This window comes from Paenibacillus sp. MER 99-2, assembly GCF_023714095.1.
In the GTDB taxonomy this organism is placed as follows: domain Bacteria; phylum Bacillota; class Bacilli; order Paenibacillales; family Paenibacillaceae; genus Paenibacillus.
In genome coordinates this window covers 54,560-80,068 of record NZ_JAMAUZ010000006.1, presented here as the reverse complement: position 1 = coordinate 80,068, position 25,509 = coordinate 54,560, and the positions used below count along the sequence as shown (strand labels likewise).

14 protein-coding genes are annotated in these 25,509 nt (G+C 45.0%); 4 read left to right on the top strand and 10 right to left on the bottom strand.

Annotated elements, in window-relative coordinates; genetic code table 11:
* Nucleotides 1-197: 197 nt before the first annotated feature.
* The gene (locus M3636_RS21900) at nt 198-3,740 is read left to right on the top strand and encodes an S-layer homology domain-containing protein (protein ID WP_251384007.1); all 3,543 of its coding nucleotides are present in this window, start codon (nt 198-200) and stop codon (nt 3,738-3,740) included.
* Nucleotides 3,741-3,828: 88 nt separating this feature from the next.
* On the opposite strand, the gene M3636_RS21895 is transcribed toward M3636_RS21900, so the two are convergent.
* Nucleotides 3,829-7,854, bottom strand: coding sequence for an S-layer homology domain-containing protein (locus M3636_RS21895; protein WP_251384006.1), 4,026 nt, complete (start codon nt 7,852-7,854; stop codon nt 3,829-3,831).
* A 506-nt stretch (nt 7,855-8,360) separates the two neighbouring features.
* Between M3636_RS21895 and M3636_RS21890 the strand changes: the two genes are divergently transcribed.
* Nucleotides 8,361-9,200 (top strand): helix-turn-helix domain-containing protein, encoded by an 840-nt coding sequence (locus M3636_RS21890; RefSeq protein WP_251384005.1) that lies wholly within the window; start codon nt 8,361-8,363, stop codon nt 9,198-9,200.
* A 218-nt stretch (nt 9,201-9,418) separates the two neighbouring features.
* Here M3636_RS21890 and M3636_RS21885 read toward each other — a convergent pair whose 3' ends face one another.
* The 7 genes from M3636_RS21885 to M3636_RS21855 all read right to left on the bottom strand — a co-directional run bounded on the left by M3636_RS21885 (nt 9,419) and on the right by M3636_RS21855 (nt 20,565).
* Nucleotides 9,419-10,045 (bottom strand): type 1 glutamine amidotransferase family protein, encoded by a 627-nt coding sequence (locus tag M3636_RS21885; RefSeq protein WP_251384004.1) that lies wholly within the window; start codon nt 10,043-10,045, stop codon nt 9,419-9,421.
* 108 nt (nt 10,046-10,153) lie between these two features.
* Nucleotides 10,154-11,116: a helix-turn-helix transcriptional regulator gene (locus tag M3636_RS21880; protein ID WP_251384003.1), complete on the bottom strand. Its 963-nt coding sequence runs from the start codon at nt 11,114-11,116 to the stop codon at nt 10,154-10,156.
* A 1,168-nt stretch (nt 11,117-12,284) separates the two neighbouring features.
* Nucleotides 12,285-14,060, bottom strand: a complete 1,776-nt coding sequence (rlmD, locus tag M3636_RS21875) for a 23S rRNA (uracil(1939)-C(5))-methyltransferase RlmD (protein WP_251384002.1) — start codon at nt 14,058-14,060, stop codon at nt 12,285-12,287.
* 844 nt (nt 14,061-14,904) lie between these two features.
* The gene (locus M3636_RS21870) at nt 14,905-15,786 is read right to left on the bottom strand and encodes a diacylglycerol kinase (RefSeq protein WP_251384001.1); all 882 of its coding nucleotides are present in this window, start codon (nt 15,784-15,786) and stop codon (nt 14,905-14,907) included.
* A 998-nt stretch (nt 15,787-16,784) separates the two neighbouring features.
* Nucleotides 16,785-19,163, bottom strand: a complete 2,379-nt coding sequence (locus M3636_RS21865) for a GH36-type glycosyl hydrolase domain-containing protein (protein ID WP_251384000.1) — start codon at nt 19,161-19,163, stop codon at nt 16,785-16,787.
* Nucleotides 19,164-19,492: 329 nt separating this feature from the next.
* The gene (locus M3636_RS21860) at nt 19,493-20,272 is read right to left on the bottom strand and encodes a sirohydrochlorin chelatase (RefSeq protein ID WP_251384113.1); all 780 of its coding nucleotides are present in this window, start codon (nt 20,270-20,272) and stop codon (nt 19,493-19,495) included.
* A 2-nt stretch (nt 20,273-20,274) separates the two neighbouring features.
* Nucleotides 20,275-20,565 carry a YerC/YecD family TrpR-related protein gene (locus M3636_RS21855; protein ID WP_017690665.1) on the bottom strand — a complete coding sequence of 97 codons (291 nt, stop codon included), beginning with the start codon at nt 20,563-20,565 and terminating at the stop codon, nt 20,275-20,277.
* A 454-nt stretch (nt 20,566-21,019) separates the two neighbouring features.
* On the opposite strand from M3636_RS21855, the gene M3636_RS21850 reads away from it, so the two are divergent.
* Both M3636_RS21850 and M3636_RS21845 read left to right on the top strand, forming a co-directional pair.
* Entirely contained in the window at nt 21,020-21,655 is a 636-nt protein-coding gene (locus M3636_RS21850; protein ID WP_251384112.1) for a tyrosine protein kinase, read from the top strand.
* 197 nt (nt 21,656-21,852) lie between these two features.
* Nucleotides 21,853-22,938, top strand: a complete 1,086-nt coding sequence (locus M3636_RS21845; protein WP_251383999.1) for a DNA alkylation repair protein — start codon at nt 21,853-21,855, stop codon at nt 22,936-22,938.
* A gap of 209 nt (nt 22,939-23,147) precedes the next feature.
* On the opposite strand, the gene corA is transcribed toward M3636_RS21845, so the two are convergent.
* Both corA and M3636_RS21835 read right to left on the bottom strand, forming a co-directional pair.
* A complete protein-coding gene (gene corA, locus M3636_RS21840; protein WP_251383998.1) occupies nt 23,148-24,107 on the bottom strand; it encodes a magnesium/cobalt transporter CorA in 960 nt (319 codons plus the stop codon).
* A gap of 412 nt (nt 24,108-24,519) precedes the next feature.
* Nucleotides 24,520-25,509 (bottom strand): inorganic phosphate transporter, encoded by a 990-nt coding sequence (locus tag M3636_RS21835; RefSeq protein WP_056692924.1) that lies wholly within the window; start codon nt 25,507-25,509, stop codon nt 24,520-24,522.

The window sequence follows — 25,509 nt, the reverse complement described above, 5'->3', positions numbered from 1 at the left end:
GCAACAAAGCAGACTCAAGGATACAAATTACAGTGGTGGATTCAGACACCGTTTTCTTCCCCAAACATGTGTGGGTTGATTGATATGGAGTTAGATGAATCTTCTCGAAGAATTTCCTCTTTCTAAATTTCTATTTACTGTTACAGAATAATGATATATTCTGGATGAAATTCTGAGAATAACTAGGAGGCACCATCATGGCACTGAAAAAGATGACCGCAGCACTGCTAGTGTTTTTGCTTTTAACGACATCGCTTGGCGTGATTCATGCTCATGCAGCTTCACCAACGATTACGGGACTCAACTTGCCTGTGGTCAAAACGTATAAAGCCGGAGAGAAGCTTGACTTCACTGTGGTATTTACTGAAAATGTGAACGTAACGGGCGGAAGGCCATACTTGAAGCTCAATATTGACGGAACAGTTAGGGAAGCATTTTATGCTCCTGTGTCCTCCCCTTCGCAGTATTTACAATTTTCATACACAGTCCAACCAGGCGATAATGATACCGACGGTATTCAAGTCGTAGATTCTATTCAGTTAAATGGCGCTTCGATAACGAATAATACAGCAGAGCCTGTTGTTCTCGGCAACGGTTTTGGTCCAAGCGATACGTCCGTGCTTGATACTGGTATCAAGATAGATACGATCATTCCGAGTATTGTCTCCGTCAGTTACCCTCCTGATAAAACATATACTACAGGCGAACCACTCTTATTCACTGTAGTATTCTCTGAAAACATTTCCGTTAACACCCTAAAGGGTAAACCCTATCTCAGTCTCAAAATTGGTGAAACCGAAGTACGCGCGGAAGCAGATCAGTATACCTCGAATGGGTCGAATCAGATTGTATTTCAATATATCGTAGAAGATGGACTTCAAGATCTCGACGGGATTACGATCGACAGTGAACTGAAGCTGTATGGAGGCACAATTGAGGATGCTGCACATAATTCAATTAATCCGCTTCTTCCTTATGGAGCTGATGAAGTTCGTTCCGGCATACAAGTAATTACTAGCGAACCTTCGATCATAACGGTGATTCCTGCTGACGGCTACTATAGAGAAGGCGATATCTTGAAATTCGATTTCATATATGATCCGAACGTCACGGTAAACGTGACTGGAGAGCCTTATCTCCCCTTGTCCTTCGAAACGCTAGAATCACCGACAGCACGTCAAGCAACGTTTGCAGAGGTAGTGGGGAACAGAGTTACCTTTACATATACTGTTCAGAGCGGGGATCAAGCTAAGAATGGTATACGAGTCGGCAATACAATTGAATTAAACAGCGGAACTATAGACGACTCAAGTGGGCCGACGCCGTTGCCGATCACCGTTAAAAAGCTTGCGCTTGCTGACGTAGTAGTCGATGCCGTCCTTCCTAAAGTACAGCATTTCTTTGCCACTCCGACCAATCGTAATTACGTTACAGGAGAACAAATCGAGTATAGGCTTCGCTTCACAGAGCCAATTAGGGTTAGTGGTACTCCGAGCTTGTCGTTAATGTCTGGTTCCCGTTCTGTAGCTCAGGCTGTATATGTTTCTGATGTATCAGGCTTGGAACCAACCGATCTTGTTTTCCGTTATACCGTTCAGGATACGGATAGAGATGTCGTGATTGACGCAGTAGGGCTGCTTGACAGTACAAACGGAACGATCGTTGACAATGGAGGGAATATTAGCCAGTCGGACACTGCCTATCCCCAGTTTGTCAAAATGATTTTAAATGCTTCTGCTCCAACAATTACTTTAGTAGAAGTGCCTGCGGCAAAGACCTATAATGTGGGTGATGAATTGCTCTTTAAGGTGCATTTCTCGGAAGTAATACGGGCGCGTATCAGCCCTGCCATTTTGCCAATTACAATTGGCAGCAATACGGTCAATGCTATGTATGCCGGTGGTACAAGTACCAATATCCTGACATTCAAATATGTGGTGCAGGCTTCTGACCTAACCACCAATGGTATTACTCTAGGAAATTCCTTGCTTCCTAATGGAGGAGCTTTAATAAGTAGGGATAGCGAAATCCAAGCTGATCTGACCCTTAACAACGTCGGAAACACGTCGGGTATTATCATCGGACAGGCTCCACCGCAAGCACTCCATGTGAACATCACGGGAACGCCTCGGGTTGGCTCAACCTTAACTGGAAGCTACACTTATAGCGATGCGAACTCGGATGAGGAAGGTGTAAGCTTATTCAAGTGGTTCCGATCTGATAATGCGCTTGGCGCGAACAAAACGGCAATTTCGAGAGCAACATCAAGCTCCTACACCCTACAAGCGGCTGATCTTGGGAAGTACATTAGTTTCGAAGTGACGCCAGTTGCGCAGACAGGCACAACTGTGGGATCGGCAGTAGAGAGTGTATTGACCTCAGCTGTCACAGTAACGCCAGTGAACGTTCCGACACCACCGGTAAACGTCCCAGCGTCGCCAGCAAATATCCCGGAATCACCAACAAACACCCCGGCATTGCCAACCACGTCAACAAGCGTGGATGTGCTAGTTAACGGTAAGGTGGAACGCGCGGGAACGGCAACAACATCCAAAGTGAATGGACAAACTGTAATCACAGTAACTGTTGACCAGAAAAAGCTGGAGGACAAACTCACGGCGGAAGGTCTAGGCGCGACTGTCATCATTCCGGTGAACGCCGAATCCGATATCGTCATAGGCGAACTGAACGGGCAAATGATTCAAAACATGGAAAGTAAGCAAGCCATTCTGGAAATAAGAACAAATCAAGCAGCGTACACGATCCCCGCACAACAAATTAACATCGGTTCGATCTCCAACCAGATCGGTAACTCGATCGCCCTGAAAGATATAAAGGTGCGGATTGAAATTGCCAAACCGACCACGGATACGGCACAAATGGCGGAGGATGTAGCTGATAAGGGAAACTTCAAGATTGTCGTTCCACCGATTGAATTTACGGTCAAAGCGATATATGAAGATAAAACGATTGTCGTATCCAAGTTCAATGCCTATGTTGAACGCACGATTGCAATTCCGGACGGTGTTGATCCTCAAATGATTACAACAGGCGTTGTTGTCGAAGCGGACGAATCCGTTCGCCATGTACCTACCAAAATCGTCCTCATTGACGGCAAATATTATGCAAAAGTAAATAGTTTGACCAATAGCACATATTTGATCATATGGAATCCAATAGAGTTTAGCGATGTTGCGAATCATTGGGCGAAAGAAACGATTAACGATCTGGGCTCACGCATGGTCATCGATGGCAAAGGAGAGGGTTCTTTCGATCCAGATTCGGATATCACTCGTGCTGAATTCGTGGATATTCTCGTTCGCGGATTGGGACTTAGGCTGGAAAATGAAGCTGCTCCTTTCTTGGACTTAAAAGCTTCTGACTGGCATAACGGCTCAATTAATAGCGCCTATTCGTATCATTTAATTAACGGCTTGAAGGACGGTAGTTTCCACCCAAATGCTAAGATTACTCGCCAGGAAGCCATGGTTATCACCGCTAAAGCGATGAAGATTACTCAATTGGTAGCTAATTCTGGTCAATCAATCGATACGATACTAAGTCCATATGCAGATGCAGCAAAAGTATCAAGTTGGGCACAAAGTGGCATCGCCGATGTCATACAAACTGGCATTGTAACAGGAAAAAGCGGTACAACTCTTGCTCCGAACGATTATATGACCAGAGCTGAGGCTGCTACGATCATTAAACGCTTGCTGCAAAAATCAGATTTGATTTAGACGTGTGATTGTATCTCAATAAAAAAATCGCCGTGTCCCTTCAAAAGAAGGAGAAGCACGGCGATTTTTGCTTATATATCAGAGTTTCTTATTTGTGATACAGCCTATAAAGGAATACTGCCGCTTCTGCTTTGGTTGTGTTTCCGCGCGGATTGACTTTGTTATTGCTACCTTCGATCAATCCTTCGTTAACCAGGATGGCGATACTATCCACCGCATAGGGAGCAATATGGGATTTGTCGGAGAAATGGTCCAGAGTCGCGGCTGTCCCTTGGTTACTCAGTTTCTTCTCAAGCTTCAAGGCTCTTTCTGTCAACACCATCATGTCCTGCCTTGAGATCTTGTTATTGCCGCCAAATCTGTCGTTGTCTAAGCCATTCGCAATCCCAAGAGCTTTGGCGATTGCAATTTCATTATAGTAGTATGCATTCTCCTGTATATCACTGAAATTGCCATTCACTTGTGCAGTCAATCCAAGTGCCCTAACAAGGGAATACAGGAAATCTGCCCTTGTTATATCGGTTGACGGATGGAATACATTCCCTTCTGTCTTGAGAATATCCTTGGAAGCAAGGACTTCGACTGCATTCCTTGCCCATGTAGTTTTTCCGAGGTCTGTGAATGTCTTGGGTACGTAAGCTACCGCGTAACTACTGAAATGAGTTGTTATGAAGGTTACCCTATCCGTCTTCGGATCATAACGTCCGCTCGGTAATGTAACCACATCACCACTTCTGTCGATGTCCCATACAACAATCATTTCGTGATTTTTCTGTTCGTCCGCAGTCGGCTTGTAAGGTAAGGATATCGTTACAGGCGCACTTGGATTATTCCAGACTGTTTCTTTACCGTCAACCGTTAGCGTAAGCTGTATGAACGGCCTATCCCCGAGAGCCTCCTTCACTTCCGCCGGGAGCTTCGACTTGTCGCTTTTCGCAATTTTCAGAGTTACTTCCTTGTTGCTTTCAGCTATACCGGTCAACATGTTACCCGATATTACAACGTCACCTAATTCAGTAGAAAGCGTCAGCTTATCATCCTTTGTTCCACCTGTCAGTGCCACAGCAGGCAAACCCACCTCGTACGCATTCACGCCTTGCGCCACAGGTATTTCTATAGTCGGATTTTGCGCCAGCAGCTCCTTTGCCTTGGCCAGATCCAGTGTTAGAACAGCTGTCGTTCCATTCTTCACCGTTGTCTGCGGGATCACTGTCTCATTCTGAACAACTGGTGGTGCTGGTGCCGGCGTTGAAGGTATATTTGGATTTGATGGGTTTGATGGGTTTGATGGGTTTGACGGGTTTGACGGGTTTGATGGATTCGACGGGTTAGACGGAGTTTCCGTCTTGCCATTCGTCACTTTTATCGTATACGTATTTACCGTACCATTGGCAGCTGTTACCTCTACATTGATGCTCGTTACTGTGCCAGGTGTCAGCGATATGGCTTCGGAAGCTGTACCGCTCGCAACAACTGTACCGTTCACTTTAATGGTTGCCCTGTTGTCCGCTGCTGTCGCAGTTAAGTTAATGTTATTAGCATCCTGCAAGGAAACAGCGTATTGAGTCGTTGCTGCGTCAAAAGTCGGTTGCAGTGATCCACTACTCAATGTCAATCCGCTGAGATTGAGGTTCACATTCACATGATCGCGGGGTGTATAGACTCCGAGATCTCCAAGATCAATTTCATTGTTCTGGATTTTCTCGTATTCACCTTCATAGAATTCATCTAGATATGAATGTCCAAGAATGAATCTGTCTGGATTCGCGGCTCCATAGTAGCCTGCATTGGCATTGCTCTGACTGTCAAACAGTACATAGCTTCCCTGCCATCCTGAACCAGCTACACCCCAGCTGATAATATGATCGATGTATGGAGAAAACTTGTCGAACATTTTGTACAGCAGCGCGTACTCATAACCCAGGGCATCCGATTGTCTGACATTAAGCGTTGCAGGTGCAACGGCACCACCACCTGGGGTAGTCGTTGGCATCTTAAGGTCCAGTTCGGAATAAGCAATACCAGACAGAAGACCCTGGTCAATGAGAGAAGCATAGAGAGCTACGGCATATTGGTTATCGCTTGCTAAAGTTTTTCCAATCGAATCATGTCCTTGAATACCAACGTCTTCAATAAGAGGTCTTCCGTCATATAGTGGATCAGAGAGCCAAGCAGTGTTCAGCGCGCGAACCATGTTGTATACCGTTCTCGCCTTAGTACGATTAGAGATATCGTAATCGTTGTAAGTCAGCTTAGGAGGATCGTTGACAATATAGGCATCAATACTACCAGCATTGTCGTTGCCATCGAGCTTCATGTATTCGGGAAGGTCAACGTAATTGGCTTTGTAAGCCTCAGCCATCTGGGCATTGGGTGCCGCAATGTGCGCGTATTTGAACAGCAAGTAAATATAATGCTCGGTGATATCGCCGCCAATGACATCATCTGACATTGCAGCAAGCCAGTTGGTGTTTTTGAGTGTCTGTCTCCAACTGTTCGCATCTTCTGGAATCGTCTCGCTGTGACGGCTTTCGTGAACCTCTTCGTTGAGTACGTCCCATGAATTGAAGGGAATTACTCCTCGCGATTCGCTTGAGCCATACTTCGGATCTGTCGTCAGGAAGTGCCGCATTACATACATGGTGTGGTTAAACTGTACTCTTCTGGCCATTTCCTTATCTACCTTAACCGTAGTTGTAACACCGTTACCCAATCCGTAGTAATCGGTTGTGCCATTGTATCCTAACGTAATAGTCGCAGGAACCATTTGCCTCATCCATGCAGGAGCCTGGTTATACCATGCCAGAACGTGGCCGTGGGACTTGTACTGTCCGGGAGTTCCGGAATCTCTGATCGCTTGATAGGAATTGGTTGGAAAACTGTATTCTCCTATACCAGGAGCGTTGGTTGCGCCGCTCAGAGGCTCGCCAGTAACACTTTTCAACCAGCTAGGTCCGCGGGGATGCGTAGAATCGGCTTTGAGATTGTTGCCATCGACAAAGATTTCGTAGTGATTGGCTCTAGTTCCGGTTACTGCCCCGGTTCCAATCGTACCAACCATAAACTTGCCATTGTCTCTATTGTAAATATCCTTTAAAGGCGTTACGTTACTCTGGTTTTCCTTGTTGACTACACTTGGAAGTGGAACTCCGTTAGGGTCGGGTTCGGTTATTTTGATATTGCCGACAAGAAGCATACTGGTTTCTGCAGGACGGCCATTCTCGCCGTGGAGTTCAAGAATGAAGTTAGAGGACATGCCTGTTGTAGCGGTAATACTGTGGTGCTTCAACAACCAGGTTTCACCGTTGTAGCTACCAATCCAGTCGGGGTTAAGGTTGTTGTACTCATATTCCCTGAGGTAGGAATCGATGTCAGAGCCAGCATTTCTGATTCTCCATCTCATAAATTTACCTTGAGCGCTCTTCGGATAGTACACATCAAAATCAATCGTTGCGCCTTCAGGGACATTTACACTCGGTGACAAGGGAGACTGAATAGACATCCCGCCGAAGTTGCCTGTCCCGTTATGGACGTAATTGATCTGGAGCACATCAGCTTTACCTTGCGAATCTGCAAAAGGATATGGAATCATTTCAAATGTGCCACCAGCAAAATCGGCGGGAACACGGTTATCAAGTGGTGGATTTTTGGCGGTCCAATCATTGGTGGGCTCTGTAATTTTTACAGGCAATTTACCTGGACCTGGATCAAGACGAAAATAGGGATCTGAACCGTCCGATTTGATCCTTCCAGTAAAATTCACTATGGCTTCCTGAAGGCTAGCTATGGCTTCGTCCGTAGGAGTCAGCGCATCACGTGCATACTCAAGTGCAAGATCAAGATCTTGGAGTTCATCGACGTTTACCCAAGGAAACGCTTGGTTCACATCAGAGCCATCGCCAGACTGACTAACTTGGATCGGGAATTCATGGTTACCAGCCTTGAGAGCTTCGGCTTGAGCAATGAGATCGTTCAGCTCAACATTCATATCAATACCAACGGTCAGTTCGCCTTCAGACGCAGCAGCTGGGACAGGCGTAAATGTAAACACGGAGAGCAACATGATGACTACAAGCATGCGGGAAACGTTTTTCAAACATTTTTCACGATTCATCTTCGTTTTCTCCTTTTCTCAAGGCAAAATCTAAAATCTCATCTTAGACCTACCTAACAGAATAATATGAATGATGGATGGATTGGATATTAGATATCTTATCTTTCTGTATTTTCCCTTGATTAGCTCATCCCTGGCTTAACGAACAATACACACCTCCCTTTGATGTTGAACAAAAATTAATTTGAAAGCGTATTCACAAAAGTGAATGACGATACGCTCTCAACTGTCTACAACCTTACGATTGACGGCAGTTGAGTGAAGCTCAGCAGTTCCCCACCGACGTCAAAAACGATCTCTCTGCTACTCTGAGTTGATGATTGATAATATGATATACAGTCCTTATAATTAACTCCATGGATGAAGTCTAGATGCTTTGTATTTTTTTCGAATCTCTCGAGAGCGGTTACAATAGATCCCTCCTGTCACTCACCTCCCCTCTTCTTGGAGGCTCCAATTCTAGATCACTAATCACTACTATGCTGTAACGAAAAACGGAGATGATTATGGACTATAAAGAAATCAATCCGCAAATCGAATATTTCATTAATAGACGCTCGACTCCAAACTGGATAATTGAAGATGCGACAACGAACTTTATCGATTTATCCTTTTTCACAAGTGGGAAAGCCCTTTACAGAGTGAATAATGAATATGTTGAAGTTAAACAAGGCGATCTCATATGTATTCCACAAGACAGTCGGCGCAGTGCAACTACGGATGCGAACAATCCGATCGAAAGTTTTGCTATCAATTTTCAGTTATATGATATAAAGGGGAATGATGTTGAGCTTCCCTTTCCATTGGTAACCCATATTGGCTTCTCAGAGGAATTATTATCTTTGTACAATGAACTGACACTTGTGTGGTTGAAGAAAGAGCCGGGATTCGAGATAAAAGCTCGTGCATTGCTCTTGATGATCCTTCATCAATATTTCAAGCGCTTCTATTATAAAATTCACGTTCAGAATATAGACAGCAGAATCCAGAAATCTATCAGATATATCCTGAATAATCTCCACAATCCAATCAAAGTAGAGGAACTTGCTAGTATTGCCGGCGTAACAACCGCATATTTCGGAACACTTTTCAAAAAGCATACAGGCTCTTCTGTAAAGGAATATATAAATAAAATGAAGATCAACAACGCCGAGAATATCCTGCTTAGCGGAGAGTTTTCCGTAATGGACACGGCATATAAATGCGGTTTCGAAGATATCTTCTATTTCAGCAAGCTATTCAAAAAAATCAAAGGATATCCACCCTCCAAAATCCTGTTGGACAAAAAGATAACCGAATCGACGGTTCCTCAACAAAACAGTTCTTACAATCAGAAACAGGAGTAGATCGAGGTAAAACTCTTCTTTGGGGAATCGTGTCTGCCTAAAACCGAGGTCCATTAGCTGACATTAAATTTAGAAGTATCAATTACATTCTATTACTGCTCGTAACATTCAAAATGCCCCCACTAATTAAAGAGAGGGCTTAACACCGATGCATCTTTATCATTCATCTTACCTCACCAACAACGCCACCGATTCTACATGCTTGTATCCCTTAAATGTCACTGGATTGACTTCATTAACTCATAGAAATATGTAGGTTCATGAGTTTTATTAAGACGATACCAAGCATCCAACGTTTTGGGAGAAAATACATCTAGTGCTTTTAACACATGAACGGAAAATTCTAATGGAGCTACTCCGGATGCAGTGATCAATTTCCCATCGGTGACAGCAGATTCCATATTGTAATATTCTTCGCCTGTGTAAGAGGGGCAGATCATTTTAAGGTAGGTCAAATCATTGCTTGTGTGCCGACGTGAACCTAACAATCCTGCTTGAGCAAGTCCAATGGTAGCACCGCAAATGGCTCCAACGACGATCCCTTGCTCTAAACATATCTCGGCTTTTTTGAATATGGGCTCGTGAACAGCTTCTGTCCATGTATTTCCACCAGGTAAAATAAGTGCATCTATGTTTCTAATATTGCATTCATCCACTGTAACTTCAGGTATTATTTTCAATCCGCCCATCGTTGTTACTGGCGTCTTTGCTACTCCAACAGTGACTATTTTTACTGGAGACAGCCCCTGTCTGAAGTATCTTCCGGAGTTGAGTTCGGCGGATAAATAACCTACCTCCCAATCGGACATCGAATCAAACACATAAAGATATACGGTATTATTCATTTCTAAGTGCTCCTCATAAAGTTATTAGTAACAGCAGCCATTCATCTCTCATGAGTGGTTATCATTATAATAAAATAACTTCACTGACAACTGCTGTCAGTGAAGTTATTAAGCTTGATAATATTCCATTAAATCTGAGGCTACCGCCACAAGTCTATCCTTTAAATTCTGTGGCTCTATAACTTGAATGGATTTCCCATAAGGAAAAATGATATACGGAACATGTGTATATAGTAATTCTTCCTCAAGTAAAAAGGTTGCTTGCGTTGCTGTTCGTTCCTGCAAATGATGCTCCAAAAACCAATGTAAACATAAATCATCCAACGCCTCTGCCCTGCCAACAATAATTAAAGGAATTAATCCGGATTTATCTACTAAATCTGGCAGCAGATTTCCCATAAAAAAAGTACGCGCTGAAAAATTAGTGGGGCGATTAAATGAGAATGGCGTACGTGTAATGTTCAGAATTCGTTCTACCCGAAAGCTTCGGATCTCATTCCGAAGGTGGCAAAATGCAATGGTGTACCACTTATTGTTCCAATTCACCACGCCATAAGGGTCAATTATTCTATTTTGTGACTGCCCTTCATGTTTTTTACGATAACAAATTTCTACAGACTCTTCATTTGCTACAGCATACTCTAGTTCTTGCAATACCGGCTGAACAGCGGGGTAGCCCTTCCGGTTTATCACTTCAAACCCGGCTAATTGATGGCTAAGTAACCTTTCCTGCTCCTGATTTGAATACATTTTCAACTTGGATGTTGCATTCTCTAATGCATCACTCAACGGATATCCGGCTTCTTTTGCAAATAGGGCAGCATGAAGCAATGTCTTTTTTTCATCCATACTAAAAAGCAAGGGAGATTTAATAAAATTGTGCAGCAAGCTATACCCGCCATTGTGGCCTGAGTCAGATATGATCGGAACCCCACTGGCACATAATGCATCAATGTACCGATAAACGGTTCTTATACTTATCTCTAACTTTTCCGATATTTGCTTGGCAGTCCATTTCTCTCCCGAATTCAACATCCATAGTATGGTTAGCATATTATCATTTTTGGACATAACATAACCCACCTTTGGCTGCACGAAGCTATTGTTCTCAACGAGGACTAATAAGCCCAGCAACTTGCTTTTTGAACGCATAATATCCAATCTCAGGAGATTGTAGCACACTACATCATTATTGATCGCAGAATTAGAAAAAAATTAATTAATATAGAATCGTTAAAGGACCCAAGCATTAGATGCTTGAGTCCGAAATGAATAGGTAAATGTAATATTATGTAACTTCCTTATTGCTCAACAGTGGCAGATGCTCTCCCCATCATTAATTTACTTCCTCTTAGCAGGTCTCCATTTAAAGCCGCAGTTCATACAGCCGTTAACAATTTCACTTCTTCCAGCGAACCCGACTAGGATACTTACAGGTAAGGATGTAAACATGGATATCCCGCAAAGAACTCCGATGATCGCGAATATAGCTCCAAATGGTTCATCCCCGGTACTACTTCCACTACTAATTCCACCAATTTCTATTCTTGCATTCGATTGAACATACATAATTACAACCGTACCAATCACCACTAATAGGAAAGGAAATAACCCCATCCACCCCAGTGTTTTAAACATGTTTGCGAAACTATACCCTCTTTTGTTAGCTACGACTTGCTGTGACTTGCATTTGCGGCATACAACAGCTTTATTTGCTGTGTTCGATTGCCTCCCTGCTCCCCCTGTTTGGCTTTCGATAGCCCTGTTAGCTTGGGCGGACGTTGTCCTGTTGGGTTGATTGGCGGTTGATCTTGTAGTACTACTTTGCACTTCTTTTGACTCCCTCCTGATGCTTTGTTGTAGGTATATTGAACTATTCGGCAAAACTTTCCAATATCCTCTTTACAGCCTTCATATTTATATTCGTCCCATATTACATACATTGAGCGACCACTGATCGTAAGAAGTTGATGACCATGAAATAGCGAGCAAATAGTTACTTAAAATGCACAACCTTCCATTATTACAATGGACGGGCACTTAGACGCATTGGAGAAGATAAATAAGGCAGAGATTAAAAACCTTCTTTAAGCAAAAAAAAGACACGGAAGAACAACTCCGTGCCTTTAGAAAACAATTACCTCGCTTCACCGAACTTGACATTGACGATAAACAAGTCTTGAAGCAGGTACTTCAAAGACTTATTCATAAAATCGAAGTTAAAAGGGACGTAACGGAACTAATCCTGCCCCTTCCATTCTAACAAAGCCACCGACTCCACATGCACCGTATGCGGGAACATATCCACCGGCGTAACCTCTACCGTCCGATACCCGCCATCCTCCAGCACTCGCAGGTCGCGCGCCAAGGTACTCGGATTACAACTCACGTACACCACTCGCTCTGGCTTCATCTCCAGAATGGTATCGAGCAAACGTGGGTCACAGCCCTTACGCGGTGGATCGACAACGATGACATCAGCTTCGATACCTTGCTCTTTCCAACGTGGAATCACATCCTCAGATGCACCAACTTCGAACTTCACGTTCTTCATCTCGTTCAACATCGCATTGCTGCGCGCATCCTCAATAGCTTCAGGCACAATCTCAACGCCATAAACCTGATCCGCATGCTGTGCGAGGAAAAGAGAGATTGTACCGATGCCGCAATAGGCATCAATAACTGTTTCTTTGCCGCTGAGTCCAGCGTACTCTACCGTTTTCCCATACAACACTTCCGTCTGAACTGGGTTCACCTGATAGAATGAACGAGCTGAGATCGCAAATTGCACATCGCCAATAAAGTCATAGATTACATCACAACCCCATAGGACACGGGTTTCATCCCCAAAGATGACGTTTGTCTGTTTCTTGTTCACGTTCTGACAGATACTCGCCACTTGCGGAATCGCTTCACGGATACTGCCAATCCATTCGTCCTTGTACGGAATATCCCGACCATTGGTAACGAGCACGAGCATCATCTCGCCTGTACGGAACGCCTTTTTCACGACGACATGACGCAACAGTCCACGGCCAGTCTCTTCGTTATACGCACTAATTCCAAAATGACTGCCGATCTCCTTCACCTTCGCAACCACTTCGTCGTTGTGCTCATGCTGGATGAGGCATGTCTCCATGTCGATAATCCGGTGGCTTCCTTTGGCATAAAATCCACCTACTAGTCCACCTTCGGTTACACCAATCGGCACCTGTGCCTTATTGCGGTAACGCCAAGGCTCTGTCATGCCCAACGTAGGAAGTACGCGAATCCCTTGCGCTGTGTCTTCCTCGCTCATGACACCTTCAAGACGCAGACGGATGCGATTACTTTCGTTGCTGTTGGCATCGGACAAAGCCTGTCCAGTTGTCTGATTCGCATCCTGTTCCAACCGTCCCGCTAACTTCGCCGCATCCACTGAAGCATCATGCTGCGAGTTAGGTGCGAGTGTCTCCGCGTTCTCCACCATCACATTCAGCTTACCAATCCGCTGCAAATTATCCACCACGAGCTGGCGTTTCCACGCAAGCTGTCCGGCATAACTCATATGCTGGATCTGGCATCCACCACACTGATCATAAATTGGACAAGGCGCGGATACTCGATCCGGGCTCGCTTTCACGATCTCCAGTAGTTTGGCATAGCCATACTGCTTTTTGGTTTTCATCACGCGTACGCGTACAGTCTCACCCGGAAGTGCTCCTTGTACGAAAAGGGTATAACCATTGGCACGGCCTACACCTTCACCATCATGGTTCATACCAATAATGTCGATGACCGTCTCTTCATTTTTGCTAACAGGTAATCCTTCAATTGACACAGCTTCGCGCGAGCGCCCCTGCGGACGAGCGGTAGAAAGAGATGCGCCTTGTGGCCGCACCCCTTTCCCTTGCTGACGTGTAGATGGACGAGATGATTGACTCGACTGACGGGACGCTGATGCGTTCCCTTGCCACTGAGAGGAAGCCGAATTCCGGCGGTTTTTTCCACGACCGCTGCGGTTCGTATTAGACAACGTACATTCACTTCTTTCTTCTTAATATATAATCAACTCTAACGAACCTGAGACACCTTATTCACATCAAAAATAACGTTCCAAAATTCTAAAGAACTTCAGAGACGTTATTTCATTCTAGAATCGTGTTTCCATATCATTTTGGGTCATTTCAGCCTAAATAGCGACGCTGAGATTCGTTAGATTTCTAATTCTACTCATTTCGCCTTAATAAAGCTTCCTGGATTCGTTAGCACGAACCCCATGAGATTATACGTGATCTCGGCAAGCATCGCAACTGGAAAAGCTCAACGATGAAGCACTTAGTCTAACGTCTCATTCACGTAGCACGGCTTAAACGACGAACTATTTTCGAAACTATTTGCAGCTCCAAGAACACGATCCCCCACCTCATGACGAAGGTGGTCAGCAATTTTCTCCGGATCTGGATTGAACCCAGGTCGGGTATCCAGTGACTAGCGACTTATGCTCCACTTCCGCGTCTTGTAGTATTTTTGGTTGCAGCGATCCCAGTATCGTAGCACATCTGACTACATCTTCCGCTATTTGCGCCAATCTGTTTGTCGCTTGCCTACCTCATATACCTTTACAAGTTGCACTTCTGTGTCTAACATCAATTCTGGTTGGAGCCTCCAAGCATCGTAGCACGTTTAGTTACAACTTCGCCTTAGATGTCTCTTTCCACTCTTGTAGCACTTCTAGTTGTATCATTCGCCTCTGTTGCCAGCTTCCTCGAACTCATAGCACTTTCAATTACAACATCCGCTCCTCGTATATCTCCATGCAGCACTTCGAGTTGTAACCTCCGTGCCTTATGGCTTTCTAATTGCAGCTTCCGCTCGAATTAACGATACAGCATCAAGTGATGTCGTAGGTTCTTGAACGTTGCAGGGAGCGTACCGCCCAGCTCTCCATCTAGGTTCAGTTGCACATATCCTGGTGAAGTCACTTCCATATAATCCGTTTGGAAATGAACAACCTTCTTATCGTTCAGGTGTTCACCACGCAGTGCAAGCGTGACAAGGCGGATCATATCAGCCAGATTACATTTGCGCACACCGATGACATCGAACAGGCCATCATCAATCGTCGCGCCTGGGGCAAGCTTCTCGAAGCCCCCAACGGAGTTCGTATTAGCGATCAGGAATAACATGAATTCATCATGAATCTCCTCCTGACCTGCTGCGCGGATAATTAGTTCCTGCGGAGACAAACTCGCCATTTTCTCAATGCCCTTCATATAATAGGCCAGTTGCCCAATCATCGTTTTCAGACGACTCGGCACTTCGTAGGTCAGCTCAGTCAATGAACCTCCACCTGCGATGTTGATAAAATATTTATCGTTCACCTTCCCAAGGTCCAGAGGACGCAGCTGTTGGTTAATGACCAGATCCACGTAATCTTCCCATTGCCTTGGAATCCCCAGTGCACGTGCAAAATCATTCGTCGTTCCGAGTGGAAACACGCCTAATGGTGGACGATTCTCACGCTCAGCCATACCGTTGATGACTTCATATAGCGTCCCATCGCCGCCAGCAGCAATAATCATATCGTATCCACGTTCGATGGCGAGTTCTGCTTCCCGTGTCGCATCTCCCTCACCCGTTGTTGCATGTACCGAAGCTTCAATTCCGCCTTGATCCAAACGCTGCAGCACATCAGCCAGACGTTTTTTCATTTCTTCCCGGCCTGAGGTCGGATTGTATATTAAACGAGCTTTTTTCATCTCATACGCCACCTATTCCACATTATGCATGAGTCTGTACGATCTCATTTTCATTAGCTTTCATTGTAAGAGTCTCGCGCTATCCAAAATTTACCCAACTCATCCTATCCGTTAATCATGCCATAACAATGTTGTTATCCTATATCTATGCTCAAGGAATTCCGTCTCATTCCCTAAGCCTTTATATTACATCATATCACCAAATGTGAACTTGTCCTAGCCTGTAGAATGCAAGTTGCCTAGCCTTCATTAAAAATGGTTCATTTTACATAACAGACGATGTTCTACAAAACTGTTATCATAAACTATCATTCTGCCCGCCTACGCAAAATTTAACCTACTACAGTATCTACAAACCTTACTGCTCCACATGAAAAATCGGACATAGGCCTACTCATTATCTCTGATAAGTCCGCAAGATGAAGATCATTAACAATATCGAATACTCCATCCAAATTCTACTCATACCGCTCAACATATTAGAGCATGATCTAAATTCCTTTAAGAGGCACTTTCACATAAGGACACCTTTCACAGCCTTTTCCTCCCTTACTGCATCACTTTCTCTTGATATCCCCCGCTACTCCTGCGAAAAGTATTTTGCCTGGTACGTTAATTCAGCAAAATCTCCCTCTCTCAGGGTCATAAGACACGCCCTACATGCTACATAAAAAAACGACCTCGATCTACGAAGTCGCCTTTGCATTGCAATGTAATCATTCCGATAATTATTGGGAAATCTAATCCACAACTAATATAGGTAGAGAGTTGGAAGCTTGAGTGAGTTTTGTTCATTCTGACAAAAAACTAATCTCAAAATAAATCAATATAGCAAAACTGCCCCCACATTAAGGAGACAGTTTTAATATGCGCTATTCTTCAGAGCACCAGATCTTACTCGTATTTATGAAAGTAAAGACCGCTCAATATTTACTGCAAACTATGTTCTACAAGGATAACTGCAGATTATTATTAAAAGCAGTTATACAAAAGTATTTCTACACAGGTAATTTCACCAATACATCATATTTTACCCCAGCTTGAATATCTGTGATGACATCACCTTCAACCTGTTGACCATCCACATAAACTTCCATCGCCTTCACAGACGCATTCTTCTCCATGTTTACTTGTAGCTCAGCCCCGCGGAACAAACGTGTAACTGAAGCTTTGTTCCAATCCTCAGGCAGTTGTGGGCGAACTAAAAGTCCTTGCGGATGTCCCTGCAATCCGAACAGACCGTCAATCACACAACGATAAACCCAAGGTACCGTGCCTGTGTTAAACAGGTGACTGGAGCGCCCGGCTGTACGTGGGAATTGGCGATAGGCTCCGCGATAATAATTCGGAATAAATACAGGCAGTTGCCCACGCTGGATCATATCCTCGGAATTTGGGCCAGGGATCATTTTACGCAGCAGACGATAGGCTCTGTCCTTCTCTCCTACCAGATACAATGCATAAATGTAAAACGCTGCCGCGTGGTTATATACTGCTCCGTTCTCTGCGCTTCCCGGATGCTTTTGCGTAACCCGTCCGACATCCTCACGCATAGCTGTGAAGGACGGAGCGAGCTTCTCCACGCCGTATGGTGACTCCAGTTGCTCTTCTACCGAGCGAATTAACTTCTCCCGCTTCTCTTGATCCGCGGCACCACTCATGAGTGCCCAGCTCTGAGGATTGATATAGATGCGTCCTTCCACATCCGTGCTCACACCAAACACGACGTTATCATCCGTAATGCCACGCGCATACCAGTCACCATCCCACAGATACTCATTCGCTACGGCATTGGTCTGCGTGGCTTCCTGACGGAATTCTCCTGCAACCTCAGCATGCCCCGCCTCTTCAGCAATATCTGCCCACACATTAAATGCATATGCCGTCGCAATCGTCAGCCAGCCGGATACTCCGATGCCTTTGTATCCTACCATGTTCATCGGATCACACCAGTCACCCTGATTGATGTAGTTCAGTCCTCGACCATCCCGCTCATGGATCAACCAGCGCATCGCAAGATTCATATGTTCCACTACCGAAGCCTGCTGCTCACTATCTGCAAAAGCAACCTGTTCCTCCAAAATGCTATAATCATGCGTCTCATCCAAATACGTCTTGAGGCAGACCGGAAGCCAGATACAGTGGTCGGTATGAGGAATCTGGTTAATGTATTTCAGCTCTGCGTCTGGGTGCAAAATAATACCGTCTGGCATCGCGCCGCTAATCTGCTGCTGGGACATGGCAGTCAGGAAGGCAGCCCTCGCAATCTGTGGCTGAATATAGCTCATGCCCATATTGTCCTGCAAATAATTACGCGTCTGCGGATCGGTGGATAGACGATTAGTCTTACCATGATAGTACATCTGGCGAGGTAGCCAATGATTCACGATGTTATCCAGCCAATGATCCGGCGTCTCGATCTGGATATTGCCTTGCCCTGCGGCAACATAATCCGCATATTCCTGCTCGGCTGCGGTGAAGCCGTCCTGCCCATTCTGATTTTTGCTCAAAAAGTAATGCTGACGGATGCTCTCAATCTCTGCTTCATCATAAGCCGGGCCAAAGATAAAGCGATAGTCCTGCTCCGCGCCTGCATCCAGCTCCAATCTATATTGCAGCACAGCCACAGGCGTCTCATACCGTGCATCTCCACCACGTAGTGTATCCGATTGAAGAGCGGAAGGAGCATGAAGTCCACCTTCACCTTCGAAGCTCTCTTGATTCACTTCCCATGAGACTGGCTTATGCTCCGCAAGCAGATAGGTCTTGTCCTTATAGTTCTTGATTTTGCTATAGTCTTGATATTTCTGGTACGGCGTAATGGCCGAGCAGACGATGCTCTGTAAATTCTCCACATATGAACCGGATTGGTTCATCCAGGACATATAGCCGACCGTAAAATACGGATATATACTAAGCTTGCGTTTTCTCGAAGACAGGTTCGTCACTCGCACACGCCATAGCTCCATCACATCTTCCTTCGGTAAACGCAGGGACATTTCGATGCAAATGTCGTCTTGGGCAACTCTCCAATGAATATCGTTTTTGCCTACAGCGAAAGTATATTCGTCGGCCTGTTTACGAACGGGTTCATACGGGGCTGAGAAAAGTTCGCCACTTTCTTCATCCTTGATATATACGAATCGTCCTGGATGATGGGCATAGTATGGCTGTTCTGGTTGCATAAACGTCTTGGCTTCCAGATTGGGTGCATATGAATATTTGGCAGGTTCCGGTTGCATGAATTGAGCCACAGCATACCCCCGGCAATTCACATGAATCATCATCTTCTCATTCCACAGAAATCCCGATGCCTTCGGCATACTTGTCGGGCTTGTCAATTCAACATATTGATTATCTTCCGTTACTTTAATCATCACTGAACCTCACTTTCAGAGTATGAAATCATAAAACAGAAAACGTTTTAGGTAACTTGTATACAACTTCGTACATTATAACACGGGAACGCTTACAATAAATCGTAATTTCAAGAACAAGTTGTCATTCTAGCGTTTCTCTTAGGATTATTCGAACTTTATTCGGACATTGCAAAAACTCCCATCATAGTTTCCGTAGACGTGTTGATTATCTACACTTAACTATGATGGGAGCTTATCAGAAATCTTAGTGTTTAATTTTTCTTATAATGCACGGACACAAGGAAGTTCTAGCATTTCTTTAGCATTGCTTTCTTCAAAAGAAAGCTTTACACCTCAGTCGCATGACATCGGTCTAACAAAATACGAATCTGCCGCTCTAGCCACTGACCTAAGAGCGAATGTGGCAGCAATGTCTCACCACTGTATGCATAATTCAGATCCTTCAGGCGCTCCGGAATAACGTTCATGGTGAAATAACCGGCACTCAAAAACAGCGGCGCCACGATTACTCGGCTCCCCCGCTCTTCACTCCAATACTTCGCCTTATCATACACGCTCTCCGGATTAAGCAAAGCATAATCGGTGTGTGCAACACCACTAACCTCACGAACCCGTTCCGCAAGTGAAGCAATACCCGCTTCCCAGCGCTGACGGAACCCATCACGGATACTTCCATGACCCACCAGCAGAATCGTTTCTTGCTCAGGCTTCTGTGACAGTGACTTCACTTTATCCCAAACCATGACCGCAATATCAGGGTCGTTATCGACGGGATAGCCGAAGTGCACCTTGGCTGTGACATGGAACGGTTCCAGATCAGTTTCGCGTTCTGGCGCGTCTTTGGCGCCAATCGCATACTCTATCTCATCCACATGCGTGCTGCCGGAAGATACAAATAGAGGTACAACTAAGAGATCGGTAACACCTTGTGCCTCCAGTCGGTCGATACCGTCCTGGATCAGGCGTCCTTCTACAAGTTCAAGAAAACCGGCTTCAACAGGCATAGCTTCAGGAAGGTTCAATTGAGCGATCGCGTCATCGACGGAGTCAACCCAGATCTGCTCCTGAGAGCCGTGACTAATGATAAGTACACCCGGTTTTTTCATCATTAGCGTCCCAGACGTTCCAAGGTCATTTTATAACCATCGTTACCATAGTTCAGGCAGCGTTTAACACGGGAAATCGTCGCAGTACTTGCGCCTGTCTCCGCTTCAATCTGATTATACGTGTTGCCTTTACCGAGCATACGCGCAACTTCCAAACGTTGAGACATCGATTGAATCTCATTTACTGTGCATAGATCATCAAAGAACACATAACATTCTTCAATATCTTTTAACGTTAAGATCGCTTCGAATAATTGCTCAATACTTTTATCATTTAGCTTTTTCAGCTGCATTTTATCATCATCCCCTAGCGGTTACTGTGTACCCCCATTGTACGCATCCTGAGTTGGTATTTCAAGCGTTAACGATTTCACGCAGTGCAGAATAAAAATACATGTTACCGTTTTCAAAAGAACTATTGTCCTCTCACCGTGTACAACAGGTCATAATCCCGCGGTATATCCAGTTTTTCGCCTGTATATTCCCGATTAAATATGTAGGATTTTAATCATCCTAAATGTTACAATTTTGTGTCCGAACTATCCAATACATCATAGATTCTCCTCTGATGCCCTGCGCCCAAATCCGCAAATATCCCGTTTTCCGGGATACCCGCCTACGCCGTCTCTCCGCGAATGACATACAGTATATCAAAAGGGAGTTCCATCTCGGCCCTGTTATGTATATTTGGCACCAAGCTGAGGGAACGCAATTCCGAAATCCAACATAGAAGGAACGTGATTGTTTATGCCACAGCATTATTATCACCGCCCGCCTACGCCACGGCAACGCCCGTCTTCCCATCCTCATCGGCAACGGCAAGCATATACTTCTGCCTATGCACCGCCAGGCGTTATCCAGCGTTCATTAAATGAGGCTCCGGTTCAGTCCATGTATCCTGGTGTGGAACCCTATTATCCAAACTTCGCAGAAGTGGAGGCATCTGGACTGGTTCCTTATGGGCAAGGCGCACCTGCCCCCAATTTTTATGCCGGAGGTGCCCCAGTCAGTGCGCCAATTCCGGTTCAAGAACCTGCATCATCTGGTAGCTCTGGATTCTCACTTGCCAACATCGGTGAATTAAAAGGAATGATTGACCGCTTCGGTGGTATTGATGGCATCATGAGCGGCATCGGCAAAATGCAAAAGGTTGTCGGTGGTATTCAGCAGATGGCACCGATGATGAAGCTGGTGATGGGAATTCTGCCATTTGGCAAAGGGAAAAGCAATAACAGCGAGGCAGATGCGGATTATGAAGAGTATTCATCTCCTCGGCCACGTAAACGTCGTAAAAAAACGACAACAACGCCTCGTCGCCGTAGCAACACGGTAAAACGTAAAACGAGTTCCACCAAACGTCGTCCCAAAAGTAGCAAACGTTAATGCTCGCTCTGGCACCTCCTTGAAGAAGGAAGGTGCCTTCATTTTTTATCTTTATTAAGAACTTATGTTCTTATTCGCTCGAATTAAGGTATACTATATATGTTAACTTAACCATTGCACACATCAGTGGGTCGGGCATATTGAACATAACCTACAACGAATTTTAGACACTACATAAGAAACAAGGAGGCAGACTGATGGAACTTTTCAAAGATAAGTACACACCTGCATTAATAGAACGAACGGGTAAACTACTGCAACAATTCCATCCCACACTGGACACCCATCATTTTCAAGAGCTTGTATTTGCCGAAGGCTGGGACACTTTGGAATTCAAGGCAAGAATTCGCCGGATTACCCTCTCTCTAACCGAAGTGCTTCCAGATCGTTATGAGGATGCGTTACAAGTTATTGAGCAGGCTGCACCGGACATGCGCGGCGTCGAGTATCTGTTCGTACCCGATTACATCGAAGTCAATGGACTTGAGCCAGAACACTACGAATTATCCATGAAGTACTTAACTGTCTTCACACCATATTCCAGTTCGGAGTTTGCGGTATGCCCGTTTATTGAGCGTTATCCAACTGAAACGATGAAACACCTGATGGAATGGACAGGCAGTCCGAACGAGCATATCCGCAGATTAGCAAGCGAAGGCAGCCGTCCCCGTTTACCTTGGGGCTCGAAGCTCCGAAGCTTGATCAGCGATCCGTCGCCAGCACTCCCTATTCTCCATGCATTGAAGCAGGACGAGTCACTCTATGTGCGGAAAAGTGTGGCGAACCATCTCAATGACATCTCGAAGGATCATCCTGATCTGGTTCTGGATCTCGCTTCTACCTGGTATGGGCAGCATGAACATACCGACTGGATTGTACGTCACGCGTGTCGTTCCCTACTCAAGCAAGGACATGTTCAAGCACTTCGTTTATTCGGTTACCATGAACAGGACGCCATTCATATTGAACATCTAACGCTTGCGCAGGAGACCGTGGCCATTGGCGAAGAACTTCATTTTTCGTTCGATGTGGTGAATGAGAGCGGAGAAGCACAGATGCTGCGGATTGAATACGAGATGGGCTATATGAAGGCCAATGGCAAACAGGCACCCAAACGGTTCAAGTGCTCCGACAAAGTCTACCCGCCAGGAAGAACTCGAGTAACTACGAAGCAATCGTTCAAGGTGATTACAACGAGAAAATATTATGCCGGTCTGCACACGCTAACCATTATTGTGAACGGGGCAGAGACAGCCGCTGCTTCTTTTGTAGTGGAAGTGTAGAGCCTCCAACCACAGCTACAGTGACAAACTCAAAAGTTATGCACATCTTATTGGCTGCCGAAAACTTATTCACATGTGGATACATTTGATTTCCCTTATATATATAGAAGATCATAAAGGCCACTTGGCAACCGATCTCTTGAGCATTAACACTACCTGAGATTTTGCTTTGTGGCCTATACTGATGTAATATTCGGAGTTCTATATTCTCACTTGAACCATCCACGCTTCACAAACCATGCCACCATGCTGCCGCCTAGCACAAACATCAATAAAAGTACCGCACCATACCCGAATTTCCACTGTAACTCAGGCATATAAGCAAAATTCATCCCATAAATACCCGCGATCAGCGTAAGTGGCATAAATACCGTTGTAATCACCGTGAGTGTTTTCATAATCTGATTCATTCGATTGGAGTTGAGCGAGATGTAGCTATCACGCAGATCTGCCGTCATTTCTCGATCAGCCTCGATCATATCCGTCAGCTTGAGCAGATGATCATAGATATCCGTAAAATACGCTGTATGCTCTCCTGTCCGCTGCACATGCTGGGAATTAATCACTCGGTAGAGCAGATCCCTCATAGGGACAACCGTCCGTCTGAGCTTGAGCAGTCTACTTCGCAAGTCGAACACCTGGTTCATCAGATCCTCTACTGACTCCTTGCCACCCCGGTTCTCCAGTTCTGCCAACTCATCTTCAATGGCAAACAAGGACGGAAAATAATGATCGACGAGTTTGTCCATCACGGTATAGGCTGCAGCTACAGGACCGCGAGCCCAGATCGTTCGTTCATGTGCGTGATGCAATAACCGCTCCCAAGCCTCATCGACCTCTTCAAGTGCTCCATGATGGAATGAAACTAAGAAGTTAGTTCCTAGAAACAAGTCTACCTCTTCCGCTTCCAACGTGACTGGATTCAAGGCATGTAACACGAGAAACTGTAAATTATCATAATAGTCGAGCTTTGGACGCTGCAATACATGCAGACAATCCTCTATCGCTAAGGGGTGAAAATGAAAATATGTATCCAACATACGGCTCTCTTCGTCCGTAGGCTGGTTAAAATCTGCCCATACCCAGGCATAGTCATTCAAATCTAGCTCTGCAAGTGGCACATTTACGGAGACTTGATGATCTCGTGTAATCGCGAGTGTACGTATCATAAATTAGACCACGTCCTTGTCCTAATATCCTTTACGCTATTGTACAATTTAATCATCATATCGTCTCCTGCAACCACCCGCTAGTCCTTGCTACGTATAGAAGCTCCTGTGAACACGACAACAAAAAAAGCCAACCCTGTTGGCTTCTCTCATTCCCTATCCACAGTTCCCTGTATCCACAGGATAAATATCTTTTGGTTTATCATTCCACGGATGGCTATCCACATATCCAGCCTGTCCACACGTTCATGCACAGGCGTCTCTTCTTTTTGGTTGTATAATTATCCACATATCCCGATATTCACAATGTTATGAACAATTGTGATTAGCTTGTTCGTAATGATTAGGAACATTTTTCTTATTAGTACGTGTTCAAAAAGGTCTCAAAAGCGGACTTTTTGAACAACCTCTATTAGAAAATGATCCAGTACAGCAAACCTGCTAATGCAGCAGTAATTGGAATCGTAATGAACCATGTAATAATGATCCGTCCAGCTAGTCCCCATTTTACGGCAGAGAAACGTTTAGCAGAACCAACACCCAGAATCGCGGATGTGATTGCATGCGTTGTACTTACCGGAAGATGTAGTAACGTCGCAGTGAAAATAACGGAAGCTGCTGACAAGTCTGCAGCGAAGCCATTAATCGGTTCGATTTTAAAGATTTTGGTTCCCATCGTTTTGATGATTTTCCAACCACCAATGGAAGTACCAAGTGCCATGGCTGTTGCTGCAGAGATTTTAACCCACAGTGGAACCTCCAAATGGTCTTGTACTTTGGCTGCAACGAGAGCAAAGGTGATAATCCCCATCGCTTTTTGTGCATCATTCGTACCATGCGTGAACGCTTGTAGTGCCGCTGTGAAGATCTGTACAGTACGGAATCCTTTGTTCACGTTATGCGGACTGCGTTTGGCGAAAATGTATTTAAGAATAATCATGACCACATAACCTATGGCAAATGCAATCAGAGGTGATAATAACAAACCTCCTACGATATCAATAAATCCACTCCACTTCACTTTGTCCGATCCTGCACCCACGAACACAGCTCCTGCCAACGCTCCAATCAGTGCATGAGAGGATGAAGAAGGAATTCCGAACCACCAGGTTACAAGATTCCAGATAATCGCCGAGATCAAGGTGACGATGACGACCTCAATCCCGTTATCTAGCTTGGTGGGGTCAGTCACACTCCCCCCAATCGTCTTCGCAACACCCGTAAACATCATTGCACCGACAAAGTTCATGACGGCTGCGAGCAGAATCGCACGTCTCGGCGTCAGTGCCCGTGTTGATACCGATGTGGCAATGGCATTAGCCGTGTCATGAAAACCGTTGATGAAGTCAAACGCCAGTGCAAGGAAGACGACTATACCTAATACCCAAATCGTTGTTTCCAT

Bases quoted from the DNA above. Each gene is read 5' to 3' on its own strand.
- M3636_RS21895 (WP_251384006.1), bottom strand. From the start codon at position 7,854: ATGAATCGTGAAAAATGTTTGAAAAACGTTTCCCGCATGCTTGTAGTC.
- M3636_RS21850 (WP_251384112.1), top strand. From the start codon at position 21,020: ATGCCACAGCATTATTATCACCGCCCGCCTACGCCACGGCAACGCCCG.
- M3636_RS21845 (WP_251383999.1), top strand. From the start codon at position 21,853: ATGGAACTTTTCAAAGATAAGTACACACCTGCATTAATAGAACGAACG.
- M3636_RS21885 (WP_251384004.1), bottom strand. From the start codon at position 10,045: ATGAATAATACCGTATATCTTTATGTGTTTGATTCGATGTCCGATTGG.
- M3636_RS21870 (WP_251384001.1), bottom strand. From the start codon at position 15,786: ATGAAAAAAGCTCGTTTAATATACAATCCGACCTCAGGCCGGGAAGAA.
- M3636_RS21865 (WP_251384000.1), bottom strand. From the start codon at position 19,163: ATGATTAAAGTAACGGAAGATAATCAATATGTTGAATTGACAAGCCCG.
- M3636_RS21890 (WP_251384005.1), top strand. From the start codon at position 8,361: ATGGACTATAAAGAAATCAATCCGCAAATCGAATATTTCATTAATAGA.
- M3636_RS21835 (WP_056692924.1), bottom strand. From the start codon at position 25,509: ATGGAAACAACGATTTGGGTATTAGGTATAGTCGTCTTCCTTGCACTG.
- M3636_RS21900 (WP_251384007.1), top strand. From the start codon at position 198: ATGGCACTGAAAAAGATGACCGCAGCACTGCTAGTGTTTTTGCTTTTA.
- M3636_RS21880 (WP_251384003.1), bottom strand. From the start codon at position 11,116: ATGTCCAAAAATGATAATATGCTAACCATACTATGGATGTTGAATTCG.
- M3636_RS21860 (WP_251384113.1), bottom strand. From the start codon at position 20,272: ATGAAAAAACCGGGTGTACTTATCATTAGTCACGGCTCTCAGGAGCAG.
- M3636_RS21855 (WP_017690665.1), bottom strand. From the start codon at position 20,565: ATGCAGCTGAAAAAGCTAAATGATAAAAGTATTGAGCAATTATTCGAA.
- corA (WP_251383998.1), bottom strand. From the start codon at position 24,107: ATGATACGTACACTCGCGATTACACGAGATCATCAAGTCTCCGTAAAT.